We start from the raw sequence: 16,121 nt of genomic DNA, 5'->3' as shown, positions 1-16,121 counted from the left end.
CGAATGCTACAACAGATACTGTAGCTCAAGTTGAAATTTTTTAATAGACACTTAGCGTACAAGGGCACGTAGAAGAAACATTGTTGCTGCAATATTGTATTCTTCTTATCTTAAACAGAAGAAGAAAAGCGTGAACAATATATTTATCGAGTTATGAAGTTTACATTCTCATTTAATGAATGTTTATAAAGGCATAGCGAAAACCATTCCTGATTACGCAGTGAAAAAAGACCTGACGTTATATATCAGGTCCTTTTCAGGTCTTACTCTATACCAACTGCATCATAAGCCTTCGCTACAGCTTGTACTTCTTTTGAATTTTTACCATATAAATCTTCTGCGGCTTGAAGTGCAGCTTGGCGCATCATTTTAAAATCAGATTTTGCCGTTAAATATTTTGTAAGAGCACGATAGTAAATTTTTTCTGTAGCTTCGCGACCAACGCCATTTACTTCCACACCGTAATGCCAGCCACCTTCCGACAATAAATATGCTGCTTTATTATTGATACTACTGTTAATATGAACACCGCCATTATCATATGGTCCAGGATAATATTTTCTATAATGATCTGGATAACCTTGAGTGGGTTCTAATGGATTGGGAATAGATGCAGGATGACTTAAGGATCGCATCGCATCCCCTGCTATATCTGGTGTATAAATATCTTCCCCCGCCTCCCAATCATCACGGTCTACCATCGCACCGAAAATATCCGAAAATGACTCGTTTAATGCACCAGACTCATCTTGATACTCTAAATTTGCTGTATGCTCTGTTACAGCATGTGTTAACTCATGGGCGACTACATCTAAGCTCGCTGAAAATGGAATAAACAGTTTTCCATCACCATCACCATACGCCATATACACACCGTTCCAACTAGCGTTATTCCAGTTTTCTCCTACGTGAACAACAGAACGTAACTTCGCTCCTTTGTTATCATAGGAATTACGATTAAATGTTTTCTTATAATAGTCATATACTTTTTCTGCATTTGCATGTGCATCAACACCTGCTTTATCTTCAAAGAACTTGGATTTACTTTCAATTTCATAACCTGTATATCCCAGTCCTTTTGATGTTGAATTATAGGATTGTTTCAACAAATCTCTCCAATCAAACGTATAAACACCGTTTCCACGTTTACCATCAAATAAATGGAATGCACCTGTTTTTTCATTTTGAACAATTTCAAATGATTGTCTGTTTCCTAAAACACTATATCCAAAACCAGTAATATGATCGACCGCATTATATTTATTGATCACATTGCCATTTGTTGCATCAATAAAATAATGCCAGTAGCCTGGTGCTGGTTTTGAAACAGAGGCTTTTACAAGATAGGAAAGATAATATTGTCCCTCTTTTTCATAAACGTATAAATCTTTCTTCATACCATCATAGTTATCTACTTTTCCAATCTCTTTCTCAATACCAGCTTTCGCAATATTTACAGCATCATCTTCTGAAATGCTTGCAGTTGATGGGATATTTTTATTTTCTAAATTCGGTATAACTTGTCCAAAAAATGCTTTCACATTATTATTTTTATCAAGTGCTACTGTTTGATCAGATCCATATACAGGAACACCATTATATTTTTCAATAAGCTTCACATGCGTTGTTTCTGCTTCTGTGTCTTTTTCCTCTTTAACGATTTCAAAATGTTTCTCCATATTTCCTGCTAATTTAAACATGTCTTTTTTACTCTTTAAATACTCGAACACAGTCTCTTTTTTATCTAGTCCTTCTGGTGCTTTCCACTCTTCCCCAATATAAGATGGTGTTTGAAATTCTTGGTTGTATTGAATCTTTTGCTCTGCTGCATATGTACGTGACGTTCCTAATGTCGCAAATGCACCTAAAGCCATAGATACAGCTAATGTTGAAGATAAAATCACCTTTTTCAAAATACCACTTCCTATCCCATTTTTTAACACTTTTACACAATTCTAGATATAATAGTAAATCGCCTCCTGTTTGAAATTATATAAAAATAAAACAGAAAATTCAGATAACAATAATTATAAACATTTCATGGTCATGCAAAAGACGTAAAATCATATGAGAACCAACTATTTGTACGGTATGGTCACAGTACCGTAGCCCACAAACCTATATAGTCTGTTGTGGGAGTGGTGATGGCACACCGCAGTCTTACACGTCAGCGATACTAGAAATAGACTTCGCCTTTGGTAGCAAGAATCACACTGACGTTAGTCAGCTTGTGTCTTTAGCCTTGGGAGTGTCAAAAAACACTAAGTTGAATACAACAAAAGTCTTACAAATCTATAAAAATAAAATTAGTGGCTCTGTTACAAAGTTTACTAAATGAGTCTACACTCCATCGCTATCTGATGAGTATGCTATATTTTAAAAAACCAATATACTTGTGACCAAGTAAAAAAGCACCCTGTAAACAAGGTGCTTCACTTCTACCTAATGACTAATATTAGCAGTTGGGTATAAAGTTGTTCCTCCAATTGAAACTTTTATTTCATTTGTTAATGGAACATTTTGTTCATTAATAATTGTTCTCCACCATTCCCATGCAAGACCTGTACATTCTCTCGCTACGATTTTTACATTTTTTGAATTTGGTGGAAGTGGTATTACTGTAGAGTAATGAGCCGTTTTATCTTGGTTGTTTCCTTCCCAAGTTTTATGTGTTAATACTTCTTTCCCATTTGCATCATATGAAAATTCATCCCAAGATACATCAAATTGAGCAACATATGCACCGTAATGATCAAGCGTCATTTTCGCACTTGAATATTCTGTAGTTGTCGTCTCAATATAATCTGTATTGTTATGAACAGCAGCAGTTGCGTTATCTTTTAAGAAAGTGCTTGTATATGAAATTGGGTATGCTGGATTTTTAGAACTTAATTCTGCATTATCTTTAATGATATTTCGGATTTCATTAAAATCTTTTGTAACAACTTTGTTATGCTCTTTTGCATCTCCGCCTAATACGACAGCGGTAAAGGTACTTTCTTCAAAAATATCTTTGTACTGTCCACTCGCTTCAACGCCTTGACCCTTAATTAGAGCTTTAAAAGCAGCTTGTACATCTTTACTTTTAGATGATGTTTCTAATTTTACATAAACGGTTCTACCATAGGCTACATTTGACACCATAACAGGCGGAGCCGTATTACTTACCCCTTTACGAGTCAACTCATCAAACGTAACACTGTTATCAAAAAGATCGGATGGATTGTTAGGTAGTTCAGCACTTACGGTATAAAATATTTGCTTATATGCTGCAACCATCACTTTTTTCTCTCCATTTGCAACGGCATTAAAGTCAATGTTTAGACTGTTATCAAGATATTTAGCGTTGACATTAAGAGCACTTGCGATTTGTGATTTACTATACACCATGGACTCTGTATACTGCATTCTTGCAGGTAACGAATGTGTTGATGCATACTTCTCATTCCAAGTAGACACTAAATCATCTACTGCTCCAGACACATTACCATATGTCGGATTTTGCACAGATATCGTATTTTCTTTCCTCATTCCAGGTAAGTCTATACTAATATTTAAAGGTTTTCTCTTAGCCACTAATAAACTAGGTTGATTATCGGCAAAAGCTTTATTTGCAAGTTGTACTGCTCCTGGATACGTACGATTAGCTACAGAATCAATAATGGAAATATCAACCGGTGACGTTGTAAGTGATTTTTTTTCACGCTCAACTACTACAAATTTACCATTTGAATTGATACTTTCTTTCGGAACAAAACTCTCTACTTTATCACCATTTACTGCTAAAATATCTCTACTATCATACTTTAAATTTGCTATACCAGTATCAATACCAATAGCTTGTTTCGGTGCATTAGCTGAATTACTTTTAGGTGTTTCCGCTAATGAAATAGATGAATAGTTAATAGTGCAAAAGCTGATTATTAAACTTGCTAGTAATTTTTTTCCTTTTGTATTTCTTGTAGTCTTCACAAAAATCAACTTCTTCCTTTTTTCGTATTAAGGTATAATAATTATTTATAAATAATTGCTAAATAATGAACTTACATAAATGCTTTTAAAAGTTCTTGAACTAATGGAATTACTCCACCTATAAATTTTAAAATTATCATATTATTTCCGCCCCTTTTGTTGTTGCTAAGATGTGATTTATCTTTATACTCTCATTATAGTAAGCGCTTACAATTCTATCAACACATTCTTATATGTAATATTGCATATTTATAATGTTAAAGGAACTTTACTCACACAAATAATCTGTATATCAATTCATCTTTGATATACAGATCATTTGTATGATAATTTTTATAAATAATTGCTAAATAGTGAATTTACATAAATGCTTTTAGAAGTTCTTGAACTAATGGGATTGCTCCACCGATAAATTTTAAAACTGCCATTGCGATTTCCATATAATTTCCTCCTCTTGTGTTAGTACTAGGATGTGATTAATCTTTATACTCCTATTATAGTAAGCGTTTACATTTGTAACAATAGATTTCTGTATGCAATATTGCATATTTATACGTTTAGACAAAAATTAGACCTCTATTAGTCATTCTTTAATGGTACCATAGCAAGGTGAGAGTCTTTAAGGGTTCTTCTTAATAGGAGGAAATATGGAAAGAGTACAAGAGATTTACAGTAATCTAAAATTTAAGAGTTGGGTTAAACAGGTATTAGCTGTAGGCGGAATGGTAGGGTTCTGCTACTTTGTGTTATATGTTTTCTGTTTCTTATTTGATATGTAAAAATTATACAACTACACTAATGGAGTCTTGCCTAGAAAGGTAAGGCTCTCTTGTTGTACTTGAGATGAACAAACTGCATACAGTATTTCTTAGGTTCGTCAGATTACTCTGTATGGTGCCTTGTTCCTCTACGTTCTAGAACAACTAGCTCCTATCATTGAAAGTAAGTAAACTTCCATTTAAAAGCTTCCGTTTATATTGAAAACATAATTGTATTGATAAAAAATGTCTTTTTACTAGATACATATTAAAAAGACAAGCATAAGTTATATTACATTTTGGTAAAATCTTTTTGTATACGTCCATCTTTATATAACCATATAAATATAATATATTAAAAATAATTTAAATGCAAGAATACTAGTAGTGGAACCGCCAGCATTTCGGAAAAAACACGCTAAGCAAAAAATATAATAAGCTGCCCATATGGACAGCTCATTTACATAATTATCGTTATTGGAAGTGCATGTGTTGAATTATCCCCATTCAGCTTCCTTCCACTTAAAATCATTGCATTTCCTAATACTTTTTTGTTCAATACAAGTTTTGGTAATTCCATTTCTTCAGTAAGCTTGTAGCTATTTAATTCAGATACACCCTGTTTCTTTAAGACATTTAAGAGTTCTTTTTCATCTCCAAATATTTTTTCATCCATAAACAAATCTAAGAAAACAAATTTACCACCAGGTTTTAACACTCTTAATGCCTCTTTAATTACTTCAGTTTTATTTTCTCTATCTTTTACTTCATGAAATGTTAGACAGCTTACAATTGTATCAAATTCATTATCAGTAAAAGGGAGTTCTGCAGCACTTGCTTTTAGAAAATCAATTCTATCAGAGACTCCTTCTATTTTAGCATTCTGTTGGCATTGGGATTTGGAATATTCCCAATTCCCCCCCCAATAATCAATCCCAGTTAGGAAGGACTTAGGAAAGGTCTTTGCCAGTTTAATAATTAGTGAACCGCTACCCGTTCCTATATCTAGTATTTTTCCTTTTCCATCCCAATTCACCTTGGTAACAATTAAATTATGTATTTTTGACTGATAATTACCCCCAAATGCTGCAAATTGGTAAACTGAATAAGAAAGTATAAATGCTATATAAATAAAAGGCAACGCAAAAATACCTGACAGGACTCGCAGATATAAATTAACAGGTAATAATGTTATCAAGAGAAGAATGAGTGAAATAACTAAATAAATAATTAGTTTGTAAATTCGTATCCAAGTTTTATATTTAGCTTTTGTTTTCAACATACCACCATCCTTAAATAACCTATCTTTTGTTTGTTGTAATTATATAGGAAATCAATAATTTTGTCCTATAGTTTAAATACATTACTTCATAAGCTGGATCTACTTTAACATTAATATTCAATTATTTTAGGGGAGATCCTCCATAATTTGGTCCGATTATTGAACAATTATCACATGCATATGATATACAAATCCAGTTAACGTAACGCATTATTATTGTTAGTAAAAAAAGCCGGATTCTCACTCTCACAAGGAATCTAGCTTTTTCTATGGCTCTATGCATTTTTTATACATTCTTATCCTGGCGCGGTTTTAGGGCTCTTGTTTATTACTGAATTATCCGCAAAATTGTATGAAATCTTGCATATTCTTAGTTAGCATTGTTTTTTTCCGAAATGCTGTCGAGACCGAGACCCTTTTAATGTATAAAGAAAAGACCCCCTAAGGTGCCTTCCTCCGACTTGAACCACTTTAATTTTAATAATATGGTTCTGATTTTAAAAACTACAGGGATTTTTTCGGAGGCTTTGTAAGTAGTTTTTAAGAAATTATGGGTGCTTTTTTTTATTTTGGTTTTCAAAATAGTTTTCTTTAATGATTTTTATAAGATATTCTTTTTCTGTTAGTTCAAATATAAATAATGCTTTTTTCATGATATCAGCAACATCTTCTTCATTATTTTGTTTTAATCTTAATAAATTCCAACCTTTTCCATAGTAGAGTTCACCTAATAGGTATAAAGTATTTAGATTAATAGCTAATTTGATACCTATATCATTGTATTTTATTGCCTCTTCATGTTGATTTGTATGGCCTAAAATTTTTGCTAAATTAAAAATGATTTTTAATTTAATTTCTTTATCTCTAGGAAAATCTAACTTATTAAAATTAGTTAAACATCTTCGTAATATATTAATACTTTTTTCATATTCTTTATTTTCCCCATGAAATATAGCCATTGTCTGCATAATCTCTATTTCTCTTTCTGATAAACAATCCATATTGGTTAAAGTTAGTTTTAATGCATGATTTAAAAGATTTAAAGCAATTTTTGTTGATTTATTCACCATAAATATAACAATTGCTTCATGCCATAGTAGAAATTGTTTATCTTCTGTTGATTGGAAATTATTTTGGTTTTTCTCTTGTTTTACTATTTCATAAAGTTCTTTATATTGTTTTTGCTTAGTGCAATCTCTCATTACATATTTTACATTTTCTACATATTTTAATTTTTTGTTTTGAGTTAGTGCAAATATACTATTTGGATCAATACCAAGTCTTTCTGATAATTGGTATAACAATATGCTAGATGGATAAATCATACCTTTTTCTATCTTACTAATTTGACTTTGTGAACATATTCCATGACATAATTCGGATTGTGATATATTTTTTTTAATTCGAAGTTCTTTAATGGTAATACCCAAATCGTTAAATTCCATCTTTTCACCTACTATTTAGCACTTTATTAGTATAAGAATATTCTCCACCCTTAATGTAATGTAAAATTAATATAGTTGCAATTATTGGTTAATTAATAGTGCATATATTAGTCTATGTTTTTCGGTACTCGTAATTGCAGTAATGATTTTTGTTATTATGTGTAGCTTTTGAATAAAGTTTGATTAAATTAACTTACTAAACCTTGATAAAAAACAAATAGAAAAGGCGTGCTTTGAAAAAAGATTGATCAAAACACGCTTTTTCTATATTCAATTGAATCATCCTTTTATAAAAAAGTTTAATAATTTTTGTGATCCTTATTCCATTAAAGCGCCCAATTCTTGAATAACTTAAGATTGCTATAAATTCAATCATTTAAAAATCTATAGGACTCTAATATTTAATAATCTTGTTTTAGAGACCATACCAGCACTTTCTAACGTTTGTTTCGAGGGAGCGTTATAATACCAACAACCGCAAATCGGATTTAGATTATTGTCATAACACCATTCCTTTAGATGATGTATTATAGTTCTGCCTATTCCTTTTTTTCTGTATTGTTCATTTGTAAACATGCTCATATTTCCATATCTGTCGAGTAACTTACTTGTTTCTATAATCCCTATTCCAAGCAGAATACTTCCTTTGGTGTAGGTGAATATTTCCCTATTTTCAATACGTTCCTCCACTTTTCCAATGAAATCCTGACATACCTCAGTTATTTTTGGAGCATCGCTAGGAACCGCAGCTCTGAGTTCCCCATCTTTAAATAATTTTTCCTTTGGAATTTCCACTTTGTTATCTTGGAAAAAGTAAGCTTGTTTTTCAATCTTATAATCATGATCTAATACCAAACTTAAAAAAAGTTCGTCGCATGTTGGAACCAGTATTGACTGAATTGAATACTCACTAAGAACATTGTTAAAAATCTCTTGGGATTCATTATAGTATGATAAATCTAAATAAAATTGTGTTAGGGACTGATTACTATGAATGGCATAATAACCTGCAACTTCAGAATTGTAATTGATTGTTTGAACTACCCCCACTTTCCCTTCGTTTAGAAGAGGGGGATTCCTAAGTAAAGAGTTCTATCGAACTCTAATTTATTAGGCTAGCTCCACAGTCCTTGCGGTTAGAAGCCTCATCGCTTCATTCTTTAGATTAATACTTGCGTTAATATCCCTATCATGGTGTGTAAGACAAGAAGGGCAGTCCCATTTACGTAGGTTGAGATTTTTAACGTCTTTGTTTCGATATCCACAACAAGAACATAATTGGCTGGAAGCAAATATTTTCGATACAACAATGACTTGTTTTCCGTACCATTTTGCTTTATATTCCAACATGGCTCGAAATTGTGACCATGATACTTCACTAATTGCTTTTGCTAACTTATGATTCTTTAACATATTCGATACTTGCAAATCCTCTATACCGATAACATCGTGGTTTTTGATGATTTCAGTCGAGATTTTGTCCAAGTAATCTTTTCTAGCATTTGTCATGTATTCATGAATTCTAGCTACTTTTACTCGTTGTTTATTCCAGCGAGAAGATCCTTTCATTCTTCTAGAAAGAACACGCTGTGCTTTCGCCAACTTCTCTTCTAATGACCGAAAAAACTTCGGATTTTTATAGGTTGTTCCATCTGACAAAATGGCGAAATCTTTTAGTCCCACATCCATTCCAATGTAAGATTGTGTTTTCGGAAGTTCTTGTACTTCTGTTTCAGCTAACAATGACACAAAGTATCTGCCGGAAGGGTTCCTTCTAACTGTAGCATTTACAATACGTCCCTTTACTTCGCGACTCTTGGCAAATCGAACAAGACCTAGTTTCGGCAGCTTAATCTTTTTTCCTACAATGGTAATGTTTTCATTTGTTTGTTTTGTGGTGTAAGATTGTACGTTGTTTTTCTTAGATTTGAAACGGGGGGCACTAGTTTGTTTTTTGAAAAAGCGTGTATACGCATCCGCAAGGTTGCGAACAGACGACTGAATCGCAATACTATCCACTTCTTTTAGCCAAACAAACTCTTTCTTCATGGCAGGAAGTTTGGCAGAGCATGTACCATATGTCAAACCTTTTCCTGTTTCTTTGTATGCATTATTCCATAGAGATAAGAAATGATTGAATACAAAACGAGAACAGCCAATCGTTTTATTGATTAGAGTCGCTTGTGCTTTATTTGGATAGATACGAAATTTATATGCTTTATTGATCATCATTCATTTCACCTCCATTTCGATATGTATCTATTATATAACTAACATACATTCGATAGGTAGTGAAGTAACAATTTATGTATGTCGAACAATTAAGATGGCTCCCTGCCATCCCTTGTCCGAAGCCAATTCATCTCCCACCTACTCACTTCGCGTTCCTTGAGGAAGGAGTCTTCTTGGCTAAAATGATTAAAACAAATAACAGACATCTAATAATTCCTTAACGTACGAAATTCGCGTTATGTTGGCGGGCCCCCTACTTATACTTACTTTCTAACATCGCATAACGCAATAGCTTTAACTTTGTTTCTTTTTTCAATGCTTTCCATTCCGATACAGCAATCTTTATTCTTCATTCCTCCATTAAGGGATACAGACCGCAAAACGGAATAAAACCACGCTAAGGATTTTTGAGCCATTTTAACGCTAATTTAAATTGTGTTGTATTGGATGCTATAAGGAAATCGAAATAACACTTCTTAGCAAAATTAAAAATAATAAAGAAGCCGAATTCCTTAACAGGTGGAATTCGGTTTCTTACTACAATATATAACTTTAATTAAGAAAGGATTGTCCCATTTAAAAGATAATATATTTATTTATATTTCGGATCGAAAGGTTTTACCTAACTGGTTACCAAGACCAAAATAATGACGGAAATTATATATAAGTGGGCTCCATTTATTTGGGTCAATATGATTTTCTTCAAGAATGATTTCCTTATGAGCGTGTACATGTATAGCCTGTGTCTCAACAATTGCAAAATCAGGAGAATAATCAGGAATTCGAATATGTTTCACCCTTGCCTCAATTTGAATTGGACACTCCATAATTCGAGTAGGTTTTACCGATTTAGACTCAGTAGGTGTTAATCTACTAATATCATATTTTTCTTTTTCATATGTAAACCCATTCTTTTTCTTATAATCTGGAACAGGATTTTTCCCTGTATAGGGGGCTAATTGTTCAACATTCTCCCATAATGAAGGACTCGGAACATTGATTACACATTCAGGATGTCGTTCTAAATTTTCAATAGCTTTCCCACCAAGTCCAATTCCTAATATAATACAATCTCCTAATGCCCATGATGATGACATAGGGCTGATGTTTACTGTTCCATCTTCATTTAGTGAATTTAGTAAAATTACAGGAGTTCCGTAGTATAGAATTTTAGGTTTAATAGTCTCTGTGTTTGAAACCTGAGTCATTTTTTTCATCTTTATTTCTCCTCCTATTCATATGTTCTTCCCTATTTATTGTAGAATATAAACATTTCGATTATCATCGAAATATGGATTACATTAGGGGGAAATTAAAATGAACGCAAATCCAAATGTAGCAATGATTGCTACTCTTGTGAGTGAAGCTTCTCGTGCAACAATATTAACAGTCTTATTAGATGGTAGATTCCACCCTGCAAGCGAATTAGCATATATGGCAGGAATCAAACCACAGACGGCTAGTTTCCATTTGACAAAAATGGTCGATGCGAATGTAGTTATAGTTGAAAAACAGGGGAGACATCGATATTATGGAATTCGAAATCCGGAAGTTGCTCAAGTTATGGAGTCATTTTTATCAATAGCTCCACCCATTGAAATTAAATCATTAAAACAGGCTTCGGAAGATAAAGCGATGCGTTTTGCAAGAACATGTTATGATCATCTTGCGGGAAATTTAGGAGTACAATTAACAGATTCTTTAATTAAAATAGGTGTTATTTATGAAGAAAAGGACGGTTTTACTGTTACTGAAAAAGGGGAGTCATTCTTTACAAATTTTCAAATTGATCTTGAAAGGGTTAAGAAAAAGCGTCGTTCATTTACACACAAATGTTTAGATTGGAGTGAAAGACGTCACCACCTTGCGGGAGCATTAGGAAATGCCCTTCTAGAAAGACTATTAGAACTAAATTGGGTTCAACGTTTACCTAAAACAAGAGCAATAAAAATCACTTCTGACGGGAAAAAGGGACTAAAAGAAACATTTTCTTTTGATATTACAAACAACTAAGTTTTGAATATAAAACAGCCGATTTAGTCTTAAAGGGGTTAAAGTCGGCTATTTTGTGTTGAAATTTGCTTAACGTGGGGTTTTTCCGAAATGCTGGCGGTACCCATTAAATAGCAAGTGTAGAGATTGCTTGTTTATAGATTAGTTGTTGTTTACCATGAACCATCATTAGGACGGTAAATTTATCTGTTGCAAGAATCTTTCCACGTACTGGAATGCCATTCTTTAAAAATACAGTAACTTCTCCTTTTTTATCTTTCAATTGTTCATACATATCTTCTTGTAAGTTATACATGAAATGCGCCCCCTATTTTTAGCTACTTTTCTTTTAATACTTTCTGCCTTCCATTGTGGTCTATTTGTATTTCCCATTCACCTTCTATTTTTCCAAACCATTTTCCTATTTTGCTTACATTAGATAGTAAGATCCTCATGATTCAACTCCTTGCCTTTTAGATGCTTATGAACACAATATATACATTTGGAACGATGTTAATTTTTCATATAGGATACCGTCATATTGATATAAAGGCGTTATCCTTTCCTATAATTTCTCAGAAAGGATAACGCCATTTTCTTTTTAGGGGGTATTTTGTCTAGTTAGCTTGATAGCGATGTGGTTCTACCCCTTATAAATGTTACAAAAATCTTTCAAATGGCTCTAACTTGCACAATGCTTCCCGTTAATATAATACGCTGATTCTGTGAAAACCGTAAATACAACCTCTACTTCTGGAAGTCCAAAATCCATTACATATGTAGTAATGGCCTTGGCAAATCGATCACGAATTTCCTGTCCACGCTCGAACCATTTCACTTCAATAAGAGGAAACGCTTCTATTTCTTCTCCATTAAATACAAACGTAGAACTTGGTAGTTCCAACGTAAAATTATCCGTACCACACTCACAAATCTCTGCGAGCTCTTCTACTAATGGCTTGCTTATGTGTTTTAATTGTTCAGTAGTAATTCCACGAAACACAACATGCGGCATGTGAATCCCTCCGTTAGATAGCTTTATATTTGCTCACATCATAGCACAATTTATTCTGCTGCACTAGAATCTATTGATACATTTCAATGACATTCTTAAGAATGATCATATGTTATTGAAGCAATACAAGTATTGTAACTATTTAAAACATGTGAGAGCTCGGTAATTGGGTAAATAAAAAATGCCTTATCACATTCTCCCTGTAAGGAGGCATGAGGGGACCTCTATTAGGAAAGGGATGGTGCGCTTATATATTTTAAAAAGAAAAGACACCCTAAAGTGCCTTCCTCCGACTTGATAACCACTTTAATTTTAATAACATTGGATTCCCATCTGAATATTATTTTACCAAGTTAAGTAATATTGGTCATTGAGAAAGTCAAATACGTAGTGTTCATATATAGTGACCCCTAGGATCAAACAAGATTTAATGCAGTTTTTTGGTTGATCTAAAAACAAACAAGAACCCTAAAACTGCGCAAAGATAGGAGTGTATAAAAAAGCATAGATCCGTAGAACAAAAAAGAAGGTTCCTTGGTGAGATTACGGTTTCCACTGTTCCTTGCTACTGATAATGAGACGTTATGTTAACTTTACATGAATATCTTATTCATCCAAATTTGTACAAAAACGTCCTTACTAATGGTACAATTAGGATAACGGAGGAATATTATGGGATATCTTAATCAGCTTTATGTAATACTGCTTTTTATAATCGGCATGGCAGTATTCTCATTCTTCAATTCTGATTCACCAAAAACTAAGGATAAAAATCTAATATTCATAATGGGCAGTTTAGGGGTAAATCTATGCACAATTCCAGTGGCTTTTTTTATAGGTGTGATGGCAACAGACTCTCCATATAGTACTGAATTTGATTTTTGTAGTGGATTTCTCTTTATTCAGGCAATACCGCTCCTCCTACTACTTGCAGCTTTTTTGAAGTTTGCACTAACAAAGAAAACAAAACAAGTATAGAAGTACGTAGTGTTGACCCAGCTACAGTAGACCGCAGCATCTATGTAATGACATAAGAAGAGCGTGAAGAAACGGGTATCATTGACTTACCAGCAACATTAGCGCAAACATTCGCTACATTACAATCGAATGAAGTCATATGCGGTGCACTAGGAGACCATTTATTTGAGCAATTCATCGAAGCAAAAGAAATTGAGTGAGATAGCTTCCGCACGCAAGTATACCAATGGAAACGCGATCAATATATGTCTCCTTACTAAGAGGAAAAAACCTTGATACCAGCTGTATCAAGGTTTTTTGTTTTCACTTCTCATAATTTTATTATTCAATCTAAGACTTACTTTATTCTTCTATGTCTCTTATGCCATTTATTGTCATACCAAATTGCTCGAAACCATATAATACACCATTTAAAGCCGTATCACCCTTTTCTACATCTCCTTCATCTAGAGCTGTAAACAAGTCGCCTAATGCCCGTAGGAATGTCTTATTAGCATCTATAAATTCAATTTTAAAATAACTGTACTTTTCAGGTGGTTTAAGGCCTACTAACTTCTCTGCCTCTCCTTTCACTATATTAAACTGTGCTTTTAATTCGTCTTTATTTGTTCGTAGAGTTTTATCTTTTTCAACTATTGGTTTCGTAGCTTTTACCGCAGCTATGAATTTATTAGCCTGTATTTCTACTTTTTCTTGATACTCTTTCATACTATTAGGTTTCGTAGCGTCAGACACCTTGTCTTTCTCTTTATTTACTTCTTCTTTCTTCTCTACCTGAACTTCCTTTTTACTTGTTTCTTCCTTCTTTGTTTCCGCTTCTTTTTGTTTCTCTAACTTGTCTTTTTCTTCGTGTATTTTATCTACGTCTTTAATTACAGTAGCTATTGGGTCCTTATTTGTTGTTCCAGACTCGCTATCACTTGCTGAAGAGTCATTATTTGTTCTTTTATCTTTATCTTTCTCCTTCTCTGTTTCCTTATAGTCTGCTACTTTTACACTATCCTCTTTTTTCTCTTCCGCTACGTCCTTACTTGCACAACCTACACCACTCATCAACATTACTGGCAGTGCAACTGCTAATAACTTACGTTTCATTGTAATTTACCCCTTTGTTTCGTGATTGTTGTTTCTTTTCTTCCAACTCTTTCTTTTTTGTTTCGCAATCATTTCATCTACGAAAATCGTTTTTTAACCTTGAGACTTTTCCTATAAAGAAGTAGCATCTATCATAATGTATACTTCTTTTTAAAATTGTTGTAATTTATTAACATATGAAACCATATCATAAATTACGTAAATAAGATATACAAATTTTCATCTTTAAGAGGGACCTTGCCATGTTACAAATAAAAAGGATCCGATATGAATATCAGATCCTTTTTCACTATGTATAATTATTTCACTACCTCTTTTAATTCATTTCCAGCTTTAAATGCAGGCGCCTTAGAAGCAGCAATTTACATTTTTTCACCTGTTTGCGGGTTCCGCCCTGTTCGTGCAGATCTTTCACGTACCTCAAATGTACCAAATTCAAGAATCTGTACTTTCTCTTCATTTGAAAGAGTATTTGTTATTACGTCTAATACAGCTTGTGTCGCTGTAGCAGCATCCTTTTGTATAAGTTCTGCTTTATCCGCTATTACTTTTATTAATTCTGTTTTATTCATTTTCTGCATCTCTTTATATGTAATTAGAGACTATTATAACGTGCCTATACTCATGGCGCAATAAATAACATGTTGTACTGATATGCGTCACAAGTGTAATCGTCTATTTTCAATATTTTAAGAAGACAATCGTTATAACTCCTCCTTATTGTATATCCTAAAATATTTATTGTTTATATTATTTTATTTTTATATAACACTTAATGTTTTTACTTATATGCGATTACGATATATCAGAATTAGAAAAAGGGATCTTTCGGGATTCCTTTTTTCTATTAAAAATAAAAAAGCAGCAGATTGGCTCTCCAGACATATTCCTACACCTCACGATAATTCCTTTAAATCATTTTATTAAATCATCCACTTGATACTGTCTAAAAGTTATAAGTGTTTTATACATTTCATTTCAAACTAATTTTTAGATAGTTTCAAGATATGTTTTCGATTAATTTCACATCACTTTTAAATGTTGTCTAGAAGTATCAACTTTTAGATAGTTAAACAGGACAAATCTATCAATTATATCAAATTAATTAATCAAACTATTACATTTTATTGTTTTATTCATATACTGTATTAGATTGCTAGAAAGGAGGCGTAAGCATGGACAGTTGTGTTTTGTTCGTTAATGGACAACCTTTTTTAGTGGTCTCAGTTGCTGGAATCGAAATTGCTAGATTAGAGCTTTCTCTTCAAGTAGCATTGACTTTAATAGCATTAGGGATTCCGATTTGTGCGTAAGCCTTAGGTATTTATTAAAAAGAGGGCTTTTGTCCTCTT

Annotated in this window: 14 protein-coding genes and 3 pseudogenes; 5 read left to right on the top strand and 12 right to left on the bottom strand. The window is 32.9% G+C overall.

The genetic code is table 11. The annotated features are described in order from the left end of the window. Positions 1-263: 263 nt before the first annotated feature. From MHB70_RS28310 to MHB70_RS28300, 3 genes and pseudogenes are all read right to left on the bottom strand, one after another. Positions 264-1,913: a M4 family metallopeptidase gene (locus MHB70_RS28310; protein ID WP_061530548.1), complete on the bottom strand. Its 1,650-nt coding sequence runs from the start codon at positions 1,911-1,913 to the stop codon at positions 264-266. Positions 1,914-2,442: 529 nt separating this feature from the next. Beyond that, entirely contained in the window at positions 2,443-3,972 is a 1,530-nt protein-coding gene (locus tag MHB70_RS28305) for a thiol-activated cytolysin family protein (RefSeq protein WP_400564037.1), read from the bottom strand. Between the two features lie 359 nt (positions 3,973-4,331). Beyond that, a pseudogene (locus MHB70_RS28300) lies at positions 4,332-4,519 on the bottom strand (hypothetical protein). A 100-nt stretch (positions 4,520-4,619) separates the two neighbouring features. Between MHB70_RS28300 and MHB70_RS28295 the strand changes: the two are divergent. Beyond that, positions 4,620-4,751 (top strand): hypothetical protein, encoded by a 132-nt coding sequence (locus MHB70_RS28295; protein ID WP_000442770.1) that lies wholly within the window; start codon positions 4,620-4,622, stop codon positions 4,749-4,751. 439 nt (positions 4,752-5,190) lie between these two features. Here MHB70_RS28295 and MHB70_RS28290 read toward each other — a convergent pair whose 3' ends face one another. The 5 genes from MHB70_RS28290 to MHB70_RS28270 all read right to left on the bottom strand — a co-directional run bounded on the left by MHB70_RS28290 (position 5,191) and on the right by MHB70_RS28270 (position 10,906). Further along, on the bottom strand, positions 5,191-6,012 hold the full coding sequence (locus MHB70_RS28290) for a class I SAM-dependent methyltransferase (protein WP_061530546.1): 822 nt from the start codon (positions 6,010-6,012) through the stop codon (positions 5,191-5,193). Positions 6,013-6,560: 548 nt separating this feature from the next. Then, a complete protein-coding gene (locus MHB70_RS28285; RefSeq protein ID WP_097927753.1) occupies positions 6,561-7,457 on the bottom strand; it encodes a helix-turn-helix domain-containing protein in 897 nt (298 codons plus the stop codon). Positions 7,458-7,841: 384 nt separating this feature from the next. Then, on the bottom strand, positions 7,842-8,507 hold the full coding sequence (locus MHB70_RS28280; protein WP_230306549.1) for a GNAT family N-acetyltransferase: 666 nt from the start codon (positions 8,505-8,507) through the stop codon (positions 7,842-7,844). 60 nt (positions 8,508-8,567) lie between these two features. Beyond that, complete coding sequence (gene tnpB / locus MHB70_RS28275) at positions 8,568-9,689, bottom strand: IS200/IS605 family element RNA-guided endonuclease TnpB (RefSeq protein ID WP_341343701.1); 1,122 nt, start codon at positions 9,687-9,689, stop codon at positions 8,568-8,570. Between the two features lie 596 nt (positions 9,690-10,285). Further along, positions 10,286-10,906, bottom strand: a complete 621-nt coding sequence (locus tag MHB70_RS28270) for a flavin reductase family protein (protein ID WP_000738849.1) — start codon at positions 10,904-10,906, stop codon at positions 10,286-10,288. Between the two features lie 100 nt (positions 10,907-11,006). Between MHB70_RS28270 and MHB70_RS28265 the strand changes: the two genes are divergently transcribed. Then, the gene (locus MHB70_RS28265; RefSeq protein ID WP_000993336.1) at positions 11,007-11,702 is read left to right on the top strand and encodes an ArsR/SmtB family transcription factor; all 696 of its coding nucleotides are present in this window, start codon (positions 11,007-11,009) and stop codon (positions 11,700-11,702) included. A 106-nt stretch (positions 11,703-11,808) separates the two neighbouring features. Here the strand turns inward: MHB70_RS28265 and hfq are convergent, their stop codons facing one another. Together hfq and MHB70_RS28255 are read right to left on the bottom strand one after the other, a co-directional pair. Continuing rightward, positions 11,809-11,997 carry an RNA chaperone Hfq gene (hfq, locus tag MHB70_RS28260; RefSeq protein WP_061530503.1) on the bottom strand — a complete coding sequence of 63 codons (189 nt, stop codon included), beginning with the start codon at positions 11,995-11,997 and terminating at the stop codon, positions 11,809-11,811. A 366-nt stretch (positions 11,998-12,363) separates the two neighbouring features. Beyond that, on the bottom strand, positions 12,364-12,696 hold the full coding sequence (locus MHB70_RS28255) for a DUF1904 family protein (protein WP_001120954.1): 333 nt from the start codon (positions 12,694-12,696) through the stop codon (positions 12,364-12,366). 672 nt (positions 12,697-13,368) lie between these two features. Here MHB70_RS28255 and MHB70_RS28250 point away from each other — a divergent pair. Together MHB70_RS28250 and MHB70_RS28245 are read left to right on the top strand one after the other, a co-directional pair. After that, on the top strand, positions 13,369-13,674 hold the full coding sequence (locus tag MHB70_RS28250; RefSeq protein ID WP_061530502.1) for a hypothetical protein: 306 nt from the start codon (positions 13,369-13,371) through the stop codon (positions 13,672-13,674). Between the two features lie 17 nt (positions 13,675-13,691). Further along, positions 13,692-13,874: pseudogene (locus MHB70_RS28245) on the top strand (type I glutamate--ammonia ligase); the annotation flags it as partial. Between the two features lie 142 nt (positions 13,875-14,016). Here MHB70_RS28245 and MHB70_RS28240 read toward each other — a convergent pair. Together MHB70_RS28240 and MHB70_RS28235 are read right to left on the bottom strand one after the other, a co-directional pair. Next, the gene (locus MHB70_RS28240) at positions 14,017-14,769 is read right to left on the bottom strand and encodes a hypothetical protein (RefSeq protein ID WP_061530501.1); all 753 of its coding nucleotides are present in this window, start codon (positions 14,767-14,769) and stop codon (positions 14,017-14,019) included. A 299-nt stretch (positions 14,770-15,068) separates the two neighbouring features. Further along, positions 15,069-15,341: pseudogene (locus MHB70_RS28235) on the bottom strand (HU family DNA-binding protein). A gap of 603 nt (positions 15,342-15,944) precedes the next feature. Between MHB70_RS28235 and MHB70_RS28230 the strand changes: the two are divergent. Next, entirely contained in the window at positions 15,945-16,082 is a 138-nt protein-coding gene (locus MHB70_RS28230) for a DUF3956 domain-containing protein (RefSeq protein WP_000376551.1), read from the top strand. Positions 16,083-16,121: the final 39 nt, after the last annotated feature.

Source organism: Bacillus sp. FSL M7-1020, from assembly GCF_038050415.1.
GTDB lineage: Bacteria > Bacillota > Bacilli > Bacillales > Bacillaceae_G > Bacillus_A > Bacillus_A toyonensis.
This window is presented reverse-complemented; position numbering and strand designations above follow the sequence as displayed.